Origin of the sequence: Chryseobacterium sp. KACC 21268, from assembly GCA_028736075.1 — a bacterium.
Classification (GTDB): Bacteria; Bacteroidota; Bacteroidia; order Flavobacteriales; family Weeksellaceae; genus Epilithonimonas.
Genome location: CP117875.1, coordinates 91,546 through 106,961 on the forward strand (window position 1 = coordinate 91,546; position 15,416 = coordinate 106,961).

Here is a 15,416-nt window from a genome sequence, read left to right on the forward strand (position 1 = left end):
ATTAAGTTTCAAAAAATCACTTCCTTTTGGTTTCATAATATCCGTAACCGTATTTACTTCCATAGCGGCTATCTTCCGGCTTCACATTGTTAAGCACGAAAGAGATATTTCTGAGGTCATGGGACTGCTGAAATTCTTCGGCAAAGTCCAACATCTGGTTGTCTGTAAATCCTGCTTTAATGATATAAAGTATAATATCCGATTTCTCCATCAAGTGCAGCGTATCGCTCACGAGCATTACGGGAGCTGAATCTAACACAATGTACTGGTATTCATTTTTAAGATACTTTATCATTGCATCAAACTTCTTCATATCTAACAAATCGTTTGGATTTGGTGCCATTGCCCCACTAAAGAGTACATCCAAATTTTCGTGAAGTCCCGAAGATACAATGTAAGAATCCGGTCGCTCGTCTTCTGAAATCAAGTAGTCTGTAAGTCCCGCTTTGTTTTCTTTAACAAAACGGTGAAGCTGTGGATTCCTAATATCTGCCCCAATAATCAATACCTTAGCAGATCCTGCCAACGTAAGTGCTGTGTTGATAGAAATGGTTGATTTTCCTTCGCCTTTGATAGACGATGTGACAAGAATCACTCCGCCGTCACCCTTCTCTCTGGATCTCAAAATAAATTTAAGATTGGAACTCAAAATTCTAAAAGATTCTGCAAACACAGAGAAATCATTATGCGTTAATAATCCCAATGCATTTTCTTTCACCGGAATTTCTGCAATAACAGACGCATTTGGAATATGCGACATTACCTGGTCTTTGGTGTGCACCTTGCTGTCAGAAGCATATTTTGTAAATAAAATCACCAAAGGCAACAACAGTCCAGCCAGCAGTGCCCCTAACATAATCTGCTGCCTATCTGGTTTCACAATCCCTACCGTGTAGGCCGGATTTAAAATTTTGGCTTTCGGTGCAGTAACTGCCAAAGTAATTGCATTCTCCTCTCTCTTTTGCAAGAGATACAAATACAACTGTTCTTTGAGATTCTGTTGGCGTTCTATGCCTCTGAATATTTTCTCCTGTGTTGGGTATTTGTATATTTTATTTCGGTCCGAATTGAGCTGCGTCTGCAACTGTGCGATCTGAATTTGTAGTGTTGCCTTTGACTCCATCAAGTTTTGACGAATCAAACCTTTCATCTCCTGGATATCCCTATTTAACTGAATAATTGAGGGATTCTGAGCGGTTGCTTGTTTCAATGTTCTATTCTTGGTCAACAACATCTCATTGTACTTTGCAATGTAGCCCTCCGTAACCGCAGATAGTCCCATATTAGATGGCAGTAGACGCTCTGAACCGCTTGCGTTATAAATTGAATTGACCAAATCTAATTGAGTAGCATAGGCTATATACTGTTTTGTATTGTCACTGGAATTGGTTACTGCTAAATTTGCCTGTGTATCCAAATCGGTGATCTCATTGCTACGTTTGAAACTCTCCTTTTCACCTTCTATGCCTGAAAGATCTTTGGAAATGATCTCGAGCCTTCCATTTATAAAATCCTGTGTATTCTGTGCCTCGGCATTTCGGTCTTTAACGCCTTCTGTATTGTACTGACTGGTGATACTGTTCAGAATGCTTTCTGATTTTCCCGGAACCGGTCCTGTAAGACTTAATTCCATCATCAACCCTTTGTTTGGAGGTAGAACTACCTTCACAGCATTCTCCAGAGAAGATACCAAATTTGGCGTACTCCTAAAAACCACTTTAATTGGTTCAAAGGATTTTCTTCCCGGTTTCAAGGCCAGAATAAACTTTCCAAATGGCACTTGTGCCAACTCTCCATAGTGGAATGTACTTTTGCCTTTCAAAAGTGGTCCTTCTGAAAGCTTATAAGTATTATTTCCCGATGCTGTGATGACATAAGATGCCGAAGAAAATTTGGGATCAACTACCGATACAATATTACCTAAAACGGGAGCGGATGTATAAAGTTCGTTTTCTTTAATCGCTCCAACGCCATAGAAACTGACATTCAAATTAAGCTGTCCTACTACTTTGGCCAGCGTCGGTTTTGAAAGAATTGCGGTTGCCTCACCCTGAAGATCACTATCACTCCCCAATCCATTTCCTAAAGTCGTCAAGTCGGTAAGTGCTGCCCCGCCTTTGGTATTAGATTGTGGAAACTGCAAGGTAGTTTTAGAAAGATACTGAGGTGTGGTGTAGCGGAGGTAAATCTTAGCGCCAACATAAAACAACAACATACTCAAAAGAATCCAATACCAGTATTTCAAATATTTGAAAACCTCTTTCTTGATATTCAGCTTCTTCTTCTTCACAGCCGGTTGGCTATCCATTAACTCCATATTGATTATTTAGCTATTGCAATAACAAACGTCACTAATCCTAACACGACCCCCACGATCTGCAGAAAAAGCGCCCGGTTTGGATTGGTGGTATTGGCCGCAATCTGTGCATTTCTATCCGGTTCTATATAAAGAATATCATTCTGCTGTAGGTAGTAATACGGCGAATTAACAATAGAAGCCTCGGATAAGTCTAAATTATAGGTGATATCTTTACCAGACTCTTCCGAATACCGTATCAATTTCACCTTGGTTCTATCGGCAGAAGGTTTCATATCGCCTGCCAACGCTAATGCCTGTAAAATATTCAGACGTTCGCTTGAACTTGTTTTTTGTCCCGGGCTACCAACGTCTCCTAAAATACTTATGTTGAAATTAACCAGCCTAATGGTGACAACAGGATCTGTCAAATACTGCTTCAATCTGTTTTCGAACTCCGTTTTTAACTGCTGCTTAGTCATCCCTTTGCAATAGATGTTCCCTAAAACCGGAAACGGCACGTAGCCCTCAGAAGTGACCTGATACTCATTGTTTCCCAAACGCATCGTTCCAGTTCCTCCATCTTCACCCGTCTGCTGCATGGTGGTCTTGTTGAAGGGTTTCACTGCGAGATCGTCCAATGCGGTTACAATCACTTCCAAAACATCACCTTCCTGGATGCGGAGTCCTTCGTAACGTGCCTGGGATACTTCCTGCTCGAAGTTGTTGTTACTCATATAAATCATATTGTTCTTTGGCTTGCAAGAAAACGCCAAACATACGATGAGCAGTAGAAATATTGAATTTTTCATTTAGAGGCTGCAAAGATAATGAATATCTTATACAGAAATAATATTAATAATTTGCAGTACCGAGGTAATAGTTGATCCCTATCCCCAGCATTCTGTTGTAGGTAGAGTATTTTGTGTAATCCGGATAGATGTTCGCAAAACCTCTGTCGAAACGGATAAAGATATCCCAATTTTCCTGAATCTTAACGCCCGCTGCCACAGATACGCCATAGCCGAACTTCGTTAGATTTTCTTCCTGAGCTGCCGTAAGTGAAGTTGGTCCACTCACTTTATCAGAAACCATATACTCCAGTCTAGGTCCGGCCATAAGGTAGATGTCACTTTTGTAGCCGTGGTTTCTAATAAAATATTTGATGTATAATGGCAATCCTATATAATTGTAGTGGTACTTCTGAAGATCCTGATTAGGCATTTTCGCATTTTCACCCTGCATCGCAAACTCCAACTGTGGCGTAAAATAAAGCCATGCTGAGTCATAAATATCATTGGTCACCAATGCAAAATCAGCAAACACCCCAACACTACCGCCGAATATACCTTTTGAGCGGTCATGAATCCCCACTATAGAAGTCTTGTGGAAATTACCCGTCACCCCGTATTTGATAGATTGTGCGCTTATAACTCCAAATAGTAATAATGAAAATATAATTGTAAGTTTTTTCATGAAGTGTAGTTGTTCAAATTTGGGACGAAATTAAGAATTTTTTATTTATTTTAAGAAATTAATTTTATTTCTGTGGCTTTATCTCATATTAATTTAAGTTAACGTTAGATTATTTCACGATTTATTAATTCTGAAATCACTTCGTATTCAAAGCCTTTGGAGAGCAAATGGCGGATTGTTTTGGTCTTTTTCTGATAATCATTTAGTCCCTTTTGAGTTGCAAAATAATTTTCAAATAATTTCATCAAAGTTTTCTCGTAGTCCTCTTCGTGGATCTCATCCATCGAATTGGAGATTAGTTTTTCATTGATTCCCTTTTGTTTGAGATTCATTCTGATTTTATTGCGACCCCAATGTTTGATATAGAACTTGCCGCGGATATAACTTCTCGTAAACCGTTCTTCATTAAGGTAGTTTTCTTTGATAAGGAATAGAAATATCTCATCTTTTGCTTCTGGAATCAAAAGAAAATCGCGCATCTTCTGCTCTACCTCAGCATGACAACGATCCTGATAGACGCAGTAATTGACCACTTTCTGCTTAATTTCTTCGAAGGTGTATGATTTTTTCTCCATAAGGATTTGTTGTAGTGTCAAAATTTAAACGCAAAGGCACAAGGCTATTTTTAAATACTGTATGTTTTGAGGCACAAGGTTTAACTTCGTTAAATTGACTTTATCCGTCTCCTTATAATGTGTGCAAATAGATTTTCTTTGACCTCTGCCCTTGCGGGTGGAAAATCGAGTTCGCAATCTTATAGATAAGGGTTTGACACAAAGGCACTAGGATTTATTTTGAAAAGCGTTGTGTTTTAAGGCACAACGTTTAACTTCGTTAAAGGATTTAAAATCAATTTTCTTTTAGTTAAGCCTAGTATATGAAAATCGATTTTCTTTACCACAGCCGTAAAGGGCGAAAAGTTTATTGATGGATGTAAACCCAAACAAAAAAGAATGAACGAAATTGTCCATTCTTTTATTGTTAATATTTATTTTTATTAATAGTTGAAAAGCGCGTGGCCTTGCATCAATTCGTTTACTTTCTTTCTTACAGAAGTTAGAACCTCATCATTTGCAATATTATCGACTACTTCAGAGATCAAGCCTGCGATTGTCTCCATATCGTTTTCTTTCAAACCTCTAGTTGTGATTGCTGCGGTTCCCAACCTGATTCCAGACGTTGTGAAAGGTGATTTGTCATCAAACGGCACCATATTTTTGTTACAAGTGATGTCCGCTTTTACCAATGCTTTCTCCGTTTCTTTTCCGTTCACATTTTTGTTACGAAGGTCGATCAACATCAAGTGGTTGTCTGTTCCGCCACTTACGATCTCGAATCCATTATCAACCATTGCTTTTGATAACGCCTGAGCATTAGCCTTCACTTGCTTAGCATAAACCTCGAATTTAGAATCAATTGCTTCAGCAAATGCCACCGCTTTCGCACCGATCACGTGTTCTAGTGGACCACCTTGGATTCCCGGGAAAACAGCGCTGTCCAAAACGGCACTCATCAATTTGGTTTCACCTTTTGGTGTTTTGTGTCCATAAGTATTTTCGAAATCTTTGCCCATCATAATCATTCCACCTCTTGGCCCTCTCAAAGTCTTATGTGTTGTAGTCGTCACGACGTGGCAGTGTGCGAATGGATCATTAAGCAAACCTTTAGCAACCAACCCTGCCGGATGTGCAATATCTGCCCAAAGCGTTGCGCCGATCTCGTCCGCCACTTCTCTGAATTTTGCATAGTCCAAATCTCTAGAGTAAGCAGAGAATCCTGCAATCAGCATCTTTGGTCTTTCTCTCAAAGCCACTTCTCTCATTTGGTCATAGTCGATCAAACCAGTTTCTCTTTGAACGCCGTACGAACAAACTTCATATTGGATTCCAGAAAAATTAACCGCAGAACCGTGCGTCAAATGGCCTCCCATAGAAAGGTCCATTCCCATTACTTTATCGCCTGGCTTCAGGATCGAAAGATAGATCGCCGCGTTGGCCTGAGAACCAGAATGTGGCTGAACATTCACATAATCAACCCCGAAAAGTTCCTTCGCTCTGTCGATGGCCAATTGCTCCACCTGGTCCACCACTTCGCAACCGCCGTAATAACGTCTGCCAGGATAGCCTTCTGCATATTTGTTGGTTAATACACTTCCCATCGCTTTCATCACATTTTCGGAAACAAAATTTTCCGAAGCGATCAATTCGATTCCGTGGGTTTGTCTTTCTCTTTCTTTTTCAATGAGGTCAAAGATCGGGTCTTGCATTTTAGATTTATTTTTGTCAAAAATAAGAAATTCTGAAGATATTTTTATAACTTTCGCCGATTAACATTTACTTAATATCATTGACACCTTTTGGAAATCTGAACCCCGATTAATTAAGATGGTATAAAATTAGACCTTAAAAAACAATAAATATCTACAATATGAATTCTAAGAAAAAATATAAAAAAGAGCTTCTGAAATCTTTAAAATATATGGAAGCGGCGGAAAGTACTTCTCTGAAAGTAATGACCAACCTAATGCTTCTAAAAGAGTTGAAGGAAAACAACATCAGTTTCAAGAAAGGTGATGTCTTTTCTTTTGAAGACAACATCTTTGATTACAGCGAGGACAAAAACGTCCGCATTCTTGCCAAACTTCGCAAGAAGACGATGAAGGCAATGAACAAACTGGTTGAAAATAATAATTTCAAGGACAAGGAGCTGAAGTTTTTGGCTTAAGCTTTTTTTGGTCTTCGAGAGCCTCAGACCGACAAGTTTGAAAGTCTTCGAGAGCCTCAGACTGACAATGCTGGATTAATAAACCACCCCGACAAAAATTCTTTGAATTTTCGTCGCCCCTCCAGAGGAGGGGAATTTTTGGAAAAAAAATAATTCCCTTCGAGCTGAAGGGAATTTTTATTTTCTTTAATATCATTTAAAACAAAGTCGGCTGACCATCTGCCATTACAGGAATGTGAATATCCGTTTTCCAATCTTCATTCATTTTTTGAATCAAGTGGGAAGATAATAGTGGTGAGGCCTTTTCGATATTTTGATGGACGAAGAAATACAAGTTTTGAAGTCCTTCTTTTTTCCATTTGGTCAATCTTTTCAGCCAATCTTCCAATCTTTCGTAATCACTTTCAGCGTTTGCACCAACGTAACGAATGAAAGCATTTGGCGTCGTCAATCTCATATGTAACATATCTCTTCTGCCGGCTGTATCGACGATGATATTGGTAATGTTATTCATTTCAAACAATTCACAAACGGTGTTGAAAACCTCTTCATCCGTAAACCATTCGGTGTTTCTGAGTTCAATGGCTAAAGGCACTTCTTTTGGCCAATCTTTTACAAATTTCTCCAATCGCTCATAGTCTTTCGGCTTGAAGTTATCGTGAAGTTGCAGGAAAACCATTCCTAATTTCTCATCAAAATTCAAAACTGCTGAAGCGAATTGTGTCACCACATCTGTGATATTCAGCAATCTGCGGAAGTGGGAAACGGTGTTCGTGATTTTCGGGAAGAACTTAAAATCTTTTGGTGTTTTCTCTTTCCAAGTTTGGACTTGTTCGGCAGTTGGCATTCCGTAGAAGGTCGCATTCAACTCAATCGAATTGAATTGTGTGGAATAATAGGTCAACTCATCTTTGGTTCCTTTCGGATAGAATCCTTTGAGGTCGGTCTTGTTCCACTTTGCACAGCCAATCGAAATATTCTCAAGCCCTTTTTTATTCTGCTCGAGAATGAATTTGGTTTGAGGATGGTCTTTTGGCAATGTAAAATCTATCTGTGAAGGATCTGGGACTTGTCCGAATTTCATTTTGTAAGAAGTTAGAGGTTAGAAACTAGATGTTAGTTTTAGAGGTTTAAAGTTAGGGAAAAGAGTTGAATTTCAGATTGATTTTCTTACCCCAACCCTAAAGGGAAGAAAATCAATCTGAAAATTCATCGAAATTACTCCCTTTAGGGTCGGGGTAAATAATTTCGATGAATTTTGGGTCATTGCTAGTTATACTTTTAAATATCATTGAAATAATTTCAAACTGATTTTCTTGCCCCGACCCTAAAGGGTGGAAAACCATTTTGAAATTTCAGTTCCTCGGAAAGCACATTTCAATTTCTTTTAAAACTTTTTCTATGTTCGATAAGATTTCATCATTAGAAAATCTAATTACGCTAATACCGTTAAATTCAAGAATCTTAGTTCTTTCTTCATCTTTAGGAATTTGTTCTTTTATGTAATGATATCCTCCATCAACTTCGATTATCAATTTTAATTTATGACAATAGAAATCAGCAATATATAAACTTATTGGATGTTGTCTTCTGAATTTGAAACCTCCCAAATTATTATTTCTAAGTTTTTCCCAGAGAAGTTTCTCAGCGTCTGTTTCGTTGTTTCTCAAAACCGTTGCTTTTCCAAAGCTGGAAGCTGGAGCACCTTTCCACATTCCATCATCGTAATTTGTAGTTAACTTTTTCATCATTGTGTTTTGATAAAAATAAGAAATTCAAATAAATTAATTAATAAAATTTCAGATTGATTTTTTTTACCCCAACCCTAAAGGGAGAAAAATCAATCTGAAATTTCATCGAAATTACTCCCTTTAGGGCTGGGGAAATAATTTCGATGAAATTTTTATCTCTTATTAATGCAGCTAAATTTTAAACTGATTTTCTTGCCCCAGCCCTAAAGGGAGGAAAATCAGTTTAAAATTCTGCATAAAAAAAACCACAGAAAATTCTGTGGTTTCAATTATTAATTCTATTTATAAGCAATTACGCTTCACAAGCAGAGCAAGTCACAAAGTTGACCATCATTTCTTTTGAAACCGATGAACTTCTTTGATAATACAACGTTTTAACACCTTTCTTCCAAGCTTCGATCATCACGTAGTTCACGTCTTTCACTGGCATTGTAGAAGGAATCTGCAAGTTAAGCGACTGCGCCTGATCGATATACTGTTGTCTTTGAGCCGCCTGAGAAACGATTTCCATTGGAGAGATCTCACGGAATGTTTTGAATACTGCTTTTTCCTCATCAGACAAACCTTCAAGATGTTGTACAGAACCGTGGTTCAACATGATCGTTCTCCAAGTTTCTTCATTGTCCAAACCTTTTTCATCAAGTAATTTCGCCAAATATTTGTTCTTACGCATAAAGTTTCCTTTTGCAAGACCAGCTTTGTAATAGTTAGAAGCAAACGGCTCGATTCCAGGAGACGTTTGTCCAAGGATTGCAGAACTTGAAGTGGTTGGTGCAATGGCCATCAAAGTCGTGTTTCTTAATCCGTAACCTTTCAACATATCTGGTTCGCCGTAGATATTCGCCAATTCTTTGGAAGCAATCTCAGACTGCTCTTTAATATGACGGAACGCTCTCGCATTGAACTGAGTCGCCTCGAAACTTTCGAACGGGATCATATTTTTCTGCAAATAAGAGTGGTAGCCTAAAACACCCAAACCTAAAGCTCTGTGACGCATTGCAAAATTTCTAGCTGAAGTCAGGTAATAATTACCTTCAGTTTTATCAATGAATTCTGAAAGAACCGCGTCTAGGAAATAGATTGCCAATTTCACAGCATTCGTATCTTTCCATTCGTCGTACAATTCCAAGTTCATAGAAGACAGACAACAGATGAACGATTCGTTAGCTGTAGAAGGCAACATGATCTCGGAACAAAGGTTACTTGCGTTCACCATCAATCCAGAATCTTTGTAGACTTGAGGCTTGTTTCTGTTCACATTGTCCGTGAAGAAGATGTAAGGCAAACCTTTTTGCTGACGGCTTTCCAAAACCCTTGCCCAGATTTTACGCTTATCTGCATCACCATCGATCATATCCTGCATCCAGTAATCTGGAACGCAAATCCCTGTAAACAAGTTTTGGATTGGACTTCCAATATCTTTGATACTCAAGAATTCTTCAATATCACCGTGGTCGATGTCAAGATACGCCGCAAACGCGCCTCTTCTCACGCCACCTTGCGATACCACATCCATCGCGGTGTCATATAATTTCATAAAAGAAACTGCTCCGGAAGATTTCCCGTTGTCTGTCACTGCAGTTCCTCTGTTTCTCAATTCTCCAAAATAACCGGACGTTCCACCACCGATCTTCGTCTGCATAATCACCTCTCCCAACTTGTGCGTGATGCCTTCGATATTATCCGGAACGTGAACATTGAAACAAGAGATCGGCAATCCACGTTGTGTTCCCATATTCGCCCATACAGGAGAAGAGAAACTGATCCAACCTTTCACGATCATTTCCTTGAAAGCCGGTTGCAATTCCGGTTTGTAAAGACGTTTTGCCGCCGCCGTCGTAATACGGTCGATCGCGCCATCTACAGTCTCACCTTTCAAAAGGTAGCCTCTGTTCAACATTTGCTCAGACTCTTCGTTGAGCCACCAGATATCTATATTTTCGTCCATCATAACTTTTATATTTTGCTTATTGTATTGGCTTATTGTTTTTTAAATCATTTTTTGGGCGCCTATCTCCGTCTTCCGTTCCCGCCCGATTTTACATCGGGATTCACTCAAAGAGTTTATACTGAGCCTGTCGAAGTAGGGCGCGCTTCGCCATTTTTGACGATTTCACATAAAAAAGAAAACTCCAAGAATTAAAAATCGTTCTCAAAATTTTCTTTTTTACACCTTTCTCAGTCTGAAACTTTGACAGGATTTTTTATTCAGTTTTGTAATTCCATAGGAATGACAAATATTAAGTTCTTGTTGGATTTCTTCCAACTTCAGACATCCAGCTTCCTGTCCTTAATTAAAACAAATCGTTCGCTGTAATACTTTTATCGTGTTTTGTATAATCTACCGGACGTTTTGCGAAGAAATCATCCATAGAGTTGGCGAAAACCTCCTCTTCGAACCAAACCATTGGTTTGTAATCTTCCTGAGAAACGTTGTATCTTGTTTTCACACCGATTTTCTTCAAAGAGTCATCTACTCTGTATTTCATAAAGTCAAGAAGATTCTTTTTGGACACTTTCTGCAATTCACCTTGCTCGAAGATCCAGTCCAAAATGTTAGATTCCATCTCGATAGATTCATCTACCAAGTCATAGATCGCTTCGATGTCCTCATCTGTCAAAAGATCAGGTTGTTCTTCGCGGATCTTGTTGATCAAATAGATTCCGCCATTGGCGTGGATCTGCTCATCTACAGAAGTCCAAGCGATGATGTTGGACACGTTTTTCATATAACCTTGGAATCTTGTAAACGACAAAATGATCGCAAACTGACTGAACAACGAAACATTCTCTATCAAAATACTGAAAAGCAATAATGAGGAAACGTAAGCTTTCGGGTCTTGGGAATTGGCGTTCTTCAACATTTTTCCAAGATATTCGATTCTGTCTTTTACAGCTGGAACATTCACCACTTCCAAGAAGTCATCATTGTAACCCAATACTTCCAACAATCTGGAGTAAGCTTCGGAATGACGGAATTCGCACTCAGCGAAAGTTGCGCCTAGACCGTTGAGTTCCGGCTTCGGAAGGTGGTCATATAGATTTCCCCAAAAGGTTTTCACATTGACCTCGATCTGAGCGATTGCCAGCAAAGCATTCTTCACGGCGTTTTTCTCGTGAGGCTCCAGCTGGGAATGGAAATCCTGAACATCGGCTGTGAAATCCACTTCGGAATGCACCCAATAAGACTTGTTGATAGCCTCTACAAATTGCATTACTTCTGGATATTCAAAAGGTTTGTAGCTTATTCTTTTATCGAAAATTCCCATTATCAGCCGTATTTATTAGTTTATTAAAAATTCTATGAAAAGATAGTGATCAGCAACAGAATATTTCCAGTTTGGAAACGCGTTACTTTTATCTTTTAAGTGAATACAAAAATAGAAATTGAAGTCTATAAATGAAAGGGCAAAATGCTGAAATGAGTCAAAAAACTGACAATCATCAGCAAAAGTTTTCCACATTATGTTAAAAAGCGGATGGATAGGGAATTCCTGATAAAAAGGAATCGCAGAAGACTGTTAGTTTGTCAGATTAAAATTAAACACATAGCTTAAAAATCCTTTAATAAATACCAATTACAGCTAAACAATACGATTTTAAATTTTCAATCCAATATTAACAGACCTTAATTTGGTTAAAAATATTAACCTTCTGAAACTTTCTTGGAAAAGTTGTGCGTCTTGATGTATTCTGCAAACGCTTGTTTGAGTTGGGATTCTATCGCCACCTTGTTGAAATTGTTTCTGTAATTCTTGGAAAGGTCTTTCTGCTCATCTGCATAAGCCAGGAAAATATCAAAGTCATATTCGTCTAAACCGTAATCGGTGTAATAGTCAATATTGACGACTGCTTTTACGCGTTTGTAGAATTCTTGCTTCTCTGAATAGTTGGCTGTGGTTCTTGGTGACTGTGTAGCTTTTCCGAGTAAACCTCCGATGGCGCCTGCAAGCTTTACTATATCCAGTTGTCCGGCAGAGAGATTTGGCTGCTGGAAGGCTGAAGGCGTAGTCGCTTTTGGCGCAACGCCATTTGCCGGCGTTCTCATATAGAGATTCATTGCACTGTTGAGCGCAACAACTTTAGGCGGCGGATTGAGTCTTGAAACATCTTTTTTTAGGATCCCAGTTGGACGGAAGGTGAGTTTTACTTCTTCTATCTCCAGTGGAATTGTGAACAATCTGACATCCAGGCTTTTTGAGAAACTCTCATTGTTTACCGTTATATTTTTTCTTTCGTAACCTTGTCTTGCGATCCGCAGTTCGTCCGATGCCTTAGCCGCGATGACGAAGTTTCCCATAAAATCTGAGACCACGACTTGGTCTGTTCTGATATTGACGATGCTGGCGTTCGGCAATTTATCGCCATTTTCATTGGAGATGTTTCCCATCACATATTCTGATTGGGAAAATGCCTTAATAGAGAAGAGAAATATAAAGAATGCTAGTAATTTGATTTTCACGGACTGTACGTTTTGTGCAAAATTAATTCTAATTGCGGCTGTTATTATGTGAAGGTGATTTTTGGAACGGTAGTTTAACCGACTTTAAGGAGTTTTGTGATTTTTTTAGAAATTGTGGGATTTGGTTTTGTTAATTTAATTTGGAAATATTTTGAACGAGTTAAAAAGGCATTGTTAATTTTTAGTCTTGAAATATTTTGAATGCAAAGTCCGCGGAGGTTTTTCTTGATTATTGTTGAAAACATTTTTAAGGTTCGCAAAGATACTTCGACAGGCTCAGCATAAACTTCAAACTTATCAAAGGTCGCAAAGTAAAAAAAAGTTTTTGCCCGTTTAAGTTTCTTAATATTTCGATTTTTTGGGTGAAAGTTCTAAATATGACAAATCGTGGATTTTTGCGAAGCTGCGTAAGGGATGGTAGTAGAAATCCTTTTTGTCATTATCAAATCGTGTTTCGTAGACCAATGGTGAAAGACAAAAAGATTGCAGCGAACAGCCCGACCCGTGCGGTGGGAAAAGCTTGGCGAGGGATACGCCCAAATTTAGTTGATAATTTATGGTTAATAGTTTATGGTGATGGTAAATTAATTTTTTGTAAATTTGTAGTCTTATTTTAAAATTGGGGTTGACTGGTTTCGACAGCAAGGCCAATGGGTAAGTAAGCATGCAGAGAACCGTAGCGCGATCTCTTAAATCCCTTGCTACAAAATTTTAACTGGCAACGAAGAGTTCGCTCTTGCAGCTTAATCCGAAGTTTAGTAGGATTCAGCGCTTTCCCGAAGATAGTAAGGAAGCAAGATGTCTCACAAACGCTCTGTTCTGCGGCGTTTGATTCTGGGGCATAGCAATGCAGAAATAAGGTTTTGGGCACTTCGACCAAGATTCGAAAATCTCAGAAGATAAGGTTTAGGTTGGGTGTTTGCTCTCTGCCTGAGCTCGAAAATCAATAGCGAAATAAGCATGTAGAAATCTTATGTATTGCTTGTTTGGACGAGGGTTCGAATCCCTCCAACTCCACTTAAAACCCTGTAAATTGCTAATTTACAGGGTTTTATTTTTTAAGGTGCTATTTTAGGTGCTAATATTTACAGTTCTAAAATTTTATAAATCCAAGTATATTGCATTTCGAGCATTCTAAAATTGAATGAAAGCACATTTACATGTGTATTAATTAGTAAGCATAAAAGAAAATTTCCATATCAAAGTATCAGCTGTATCAAAAATTTTCTAAAAAAAAATAATGAGACCTAAAGGAAGTGATTATTATAAGAAATTTTTAAATATTCAATAAGAAAGTACTTTTATAACTGAGATAATAATTTCCTTAAAGCAAATCAAACGAACTGTTATTAAATTATATTTGTAAAAACTAATAAATTATGAATAGACTTATTATTGTTGGAAACGGGTTTGATTTAGCGCACGGCCTGCCAACATCATACGCTAATTTTGTAGATTTCATCTGGCAAAATTTTAATCTTCACGAAACTAATGAATTATTTAACAAATTGTTTATTGTAGATTATGATTTATTTGGAAGAACTAATGTAATTGGAAATTATAACAATCTAAAACAAATAATTGAAAAGGCTTTTTCGAGAAATTCTGATTTCATTATTTCCACCACTAAAGCAACAGGCTACTCAGTTGTTTATCGCAAAAATTTTAATTTAGGCAACGATAAAATAATTTTTGAATTCAAAAACAAGTTTTTTTATTTAATAAATAGTAATAGAATAAATAACTGGGTACAAATAGAAGATCTATATTATAAAGAATTACTTACTCTAGTCAAAAATTTAGACAATAATAGAATGATCAAAGATATCAATCAGTTAAACCGAGAATTTGAGGAAATAAAATTGTTACTAAATTTTTATCTTAAAACTGAAATTGAAGATACTTTTGATTTTAACAGTAATATTTCACAGCTTTCAGAAATTGCTAAAATACTTGAATTTAAATTTCAAGAATTGAAAAGAAATAGTATGTCATCTTATTTTCATGAATTCACTGGAATTGATAAAAAAATGCTCATCAATTATGATAATATGATCAAACAAAGCAATGAACAATACGAACCAATTGAATTTGAAAATCTATTTGTAGATTTTAATTATACGTCAACAGTTGGAAGCTATGTCAGAGCTCTAAATCAATCCCCGAATAAATATGGAAAAAATTATCACATACAAATTCATGGTAATTTAACTGATTTGGAAAATCCAATAAATTTTGGATTTGGTGACGAAATGGATGATCATTATAAAATTATAGAAAATAATAATAACAACGCATACTTAGAAAACATGAAGTCTTTTATGTATCTTAATAATTCGAATTATAAAGATTTATTAAATTGGATACGTGAAAAGGATTATCAGATTTTAATATTTGGTCACTCGTGTGGATTATCTGATAGAACTTTACTTAATACAGTTTTTGAAAATGAAAACTGTAAATCAATAAAAATATTTTATCACAAGCGAAATAATGGCCCTGACAATTTCAGAAATTTGTCAATGGACATTTCAAGACATTTTAATAAGAAGCCTCAAATGAGAGATAAAGTTGTTAATAAATCGCTATGTCAAGAATTGCCACAAAATATAAGATTCCAAAAGAAAATAATAAAATGAGCAACTTTAACTTCTACACCTTCCTATTAGAAAAGAATATGAAAAAAGACAATCCGTGAAGCTGAAGT

12 protein-coding genes and 1 other RNA gene are annotated in these 15,416 nt (G+C 37.3%); 3 read left to right on the plus strand and 10 right to left on the minus strand.

From position 1 onward, the window contains the following. Window positions 1-16: 16 nt before the first annotated feature. The 5 genes from PQ459_00445 to PQ459_00465 form a co-directional block, all read right to left on the minus strand. Complete coding sequence (locus tag PQ459_00445; GenBank protein ID WDF46964.1) at window positions 17-2,308, minus strand: polysaccharide biosynthesis tyrosine autokinase; 2,292 nt, start codon at window positions 2,306-2,308, stop codon at window positions 17-19. Window positions 2,309-2,322: 14 nt separating this feature from the next. Beyond that, entirely contained in the window at window positions 2,323-3,108 is a 786-nt protein-coding gene (locus PQ459_00450) for a polysaccharide biosynthesis/export family protein (protein WDF46965.1), read from the minus strand. A 43-nt stretch (window positions 3,109-3,151) separates the two neighbouring features. Further along, the gene (locus PQ459_00455) at window positions 3,152-3,772 is read right to left on the minus strand and encodes an outer membrane beta-barrel protein (protein WDF46966.1); all 621 of its coding nucleotides are present in this window, start codon (window positions 3,770-3,772) and stop codon (window positions 3,152-3,154) included. 104 nt (window positions 3,773-3,876) lie between these two features. Beyond that, window positions 3,877-4,347, minus strand: a complete 471-nt coding sequence (locus PQ459_00460; GenBank protein ID WDF46967.1) for a regulatory protein RecX — start codon at window positions 4,345-4,347, stop codon at window positions 3,877-3,879. A gap of 422 nt (window positions 4,348-4,769) precedes the next feature. Further along, window positions 4,770-6,038 carry a serine hydroxymethyltransferase gene (locus tag PQ459_00465; GenBank protein WDF46968.1) on the minus strand — a complete coding sequence of 423 codons (1,269 nt, stop codon included), beginning with the start codon at window positions 6,036-6,038 and terminating at the stop codon, window positions 4,770-4,772. 161 nt (window positions 6,039-6,199) lie between these two features. Here PQ459_00465 and PQ459_00470 point away from each other — a divergent pair, with 161 nt between their 5' ends. Next, window positions 6,200-6,496 carry a hypothetical protein gene (locus PQ459_00470; protein WDF46969.1) on the plus strand — a complete coding sequence of 99 codons (297 nt, stop codon included), beginning with the start codon at window positions 6,200-6,202 and terminating at the stop codon, window positions 6,494-6,496. Between the two features lie 196 nt (window positions 6,497-6,692). On the opposite strand, the gene PQ459_00475 is transcribed toward PQ459_00470, so the two are convergent. From PQ459_00475 to PQ459_00495, 5 genes are all read right to left on the minus strand, one after another. Next, window positions 6,693-7,580 (minus strand): DUF72 domain-containing protein, encoded by an 888-nt coding sequence (locus PQ459_00475; protein ID WDF46970.1) that lies wholly within the window; start codon window positions 7,578-7,580, stop codon window positions 6,693-6,695. Between the two features lie 271 nt (window positions 7,581-7,851). After that, window positions 7,852-8,244, minus strand: a complete 393-nt coding sequence (locus tag PQ459_00480) for an endonuclease domain-containing protein (GenBank protein WDF46971.1) — start codon at window positions 8,242-8,244, stop codon at window positions 7,852-7,854. A gap of 295 nt (window positions 8,245-8,539) precedes the next feature. Beyond that, window positions 8,540-10,207 (minus strand): ribonucleoside-diphosphate reductase subunit alpha, encoded by a 1,668-nt coding sequence (locus tag PQ459_00485; protein WDF48749.1) that lies wholly within the window; start codon window positions 10,205-10,207, stop codon window positions 8,540-8,542. A 334-nt stretch (window positions 10,208-10,541) separates the two neighbouring features. After that, window positions 10,542-11,516 (minus strand): ribonucleotide-diphosphate reductase subunit beta, encoded by a 975-nt coding sequence (locus PQ459_00490; GenBank protein WDF46972.1) that lies wholly within the window; start codon window positions 11,514-11,516, stop codon window positions 10,542-10,544. Between the two features lie 377 nt (window positions 11,517-11,893). Next, window positions 11,894-12,709: a hypothetical protein gene (locus PQ459_00495; GenBank protein ID WDF46973.1), complete on the minus strand. Its 816-nt coding sequence runs from the start codon at window positions 12,707-12,709 to the stop codon at window positions 11,894-11,896. A 621-nt stretch (window positions 12,710-13,330) separates the two neighbouring features. Here PQ459_00495 and ssrA point away from each other — a divergent pair. Further along, window positions 13,331-13,729, plus strand: a transfer-messenger RNA (tmRNA) gene (gene ssrA / locus PQ459_00500). A 359-nt stretch (window positions 13,730-14,088) separates the two neighbouring features. Next, window positions 14,089-15,348 (plus strand): AbiH family protein, encoded by a 1,260-nt coding sequence (locus PQ459_00505; GenBank protein WDF46974.1) that lies wholly within the window; start codon window positions 14,089-14,091, stop codon window positions 15,346-15,348. The last annotated feature ends 68 nt before the right edge of the window (window positions 15,349-15,416 follow it).

Coding starts and splice junctions, on each gene's coding strand:
- PQ459_00445 (WDF46964.1), bottom strand. CDS start 2,308: ATGGATAGCCAACCGGCTGTGAAGAAGAAGAAGCTGAATATCAAGAAA.
- PQ459_00450 (WDF46965.1), bottom strand. CDS start 3,108: ATGAAAAATTCAATATTTCTACTGCTCATCGTATGTTTGGCGTTTTCT.
- PQ459_00455 (WDF46966.1), bottom strand. CDS start 3,772: ATGAAAAAACTTACAATTATATTTTCATTATTACTATTTGGAGTTATA.
- PQ459_00460 (WDF46967.1), bottom strand. CDS start 4,347: ATGGAGAAAAAATCATACACCTTCGAAGAAATTAAGCAGAAAGTGGTC.
- PQ459_00465 (WDF46968.1), bottom strand. CDS start 6,038: ATGCAAGACCCGATCTTTGACCTCATTGAAAAAGAAAGAGAAAGACAA.
- PQ459_00470 (WDF46969.1), top strand. CDS start 6,200: ATGAATTCTAAGAAAAAATATAAAAAAGAGCTTCTGAAATCTTTAAAA.
- PQ459_00475 (WDF46970.1), bottom strand. CDS start 7,580: ATGAAATTCGGACAAGTCCCAGATCCTTCACAGATAGATTTTACATTG.
- PQ459_00480 (WDF46971.1), bottom strand. CDS start 8,244: ATGAAAAAGTTAACTACAAATTACGATGATGGAATGTGGAAAGGTGCT.
- PQ459_00490 (WDF46972.1), bottom strand. CDS start 11,516: ATGGGAATTTTCGATAAAAGAATAAGCTACAAACCTTTTGAATATCCA.
- PQ459_00505 (WDF46974.1), top strand. CDS start 14,089: ATGAATAGACTTATTATTGTTGGAAACGGGTTTGATTTAGCGCACGGC.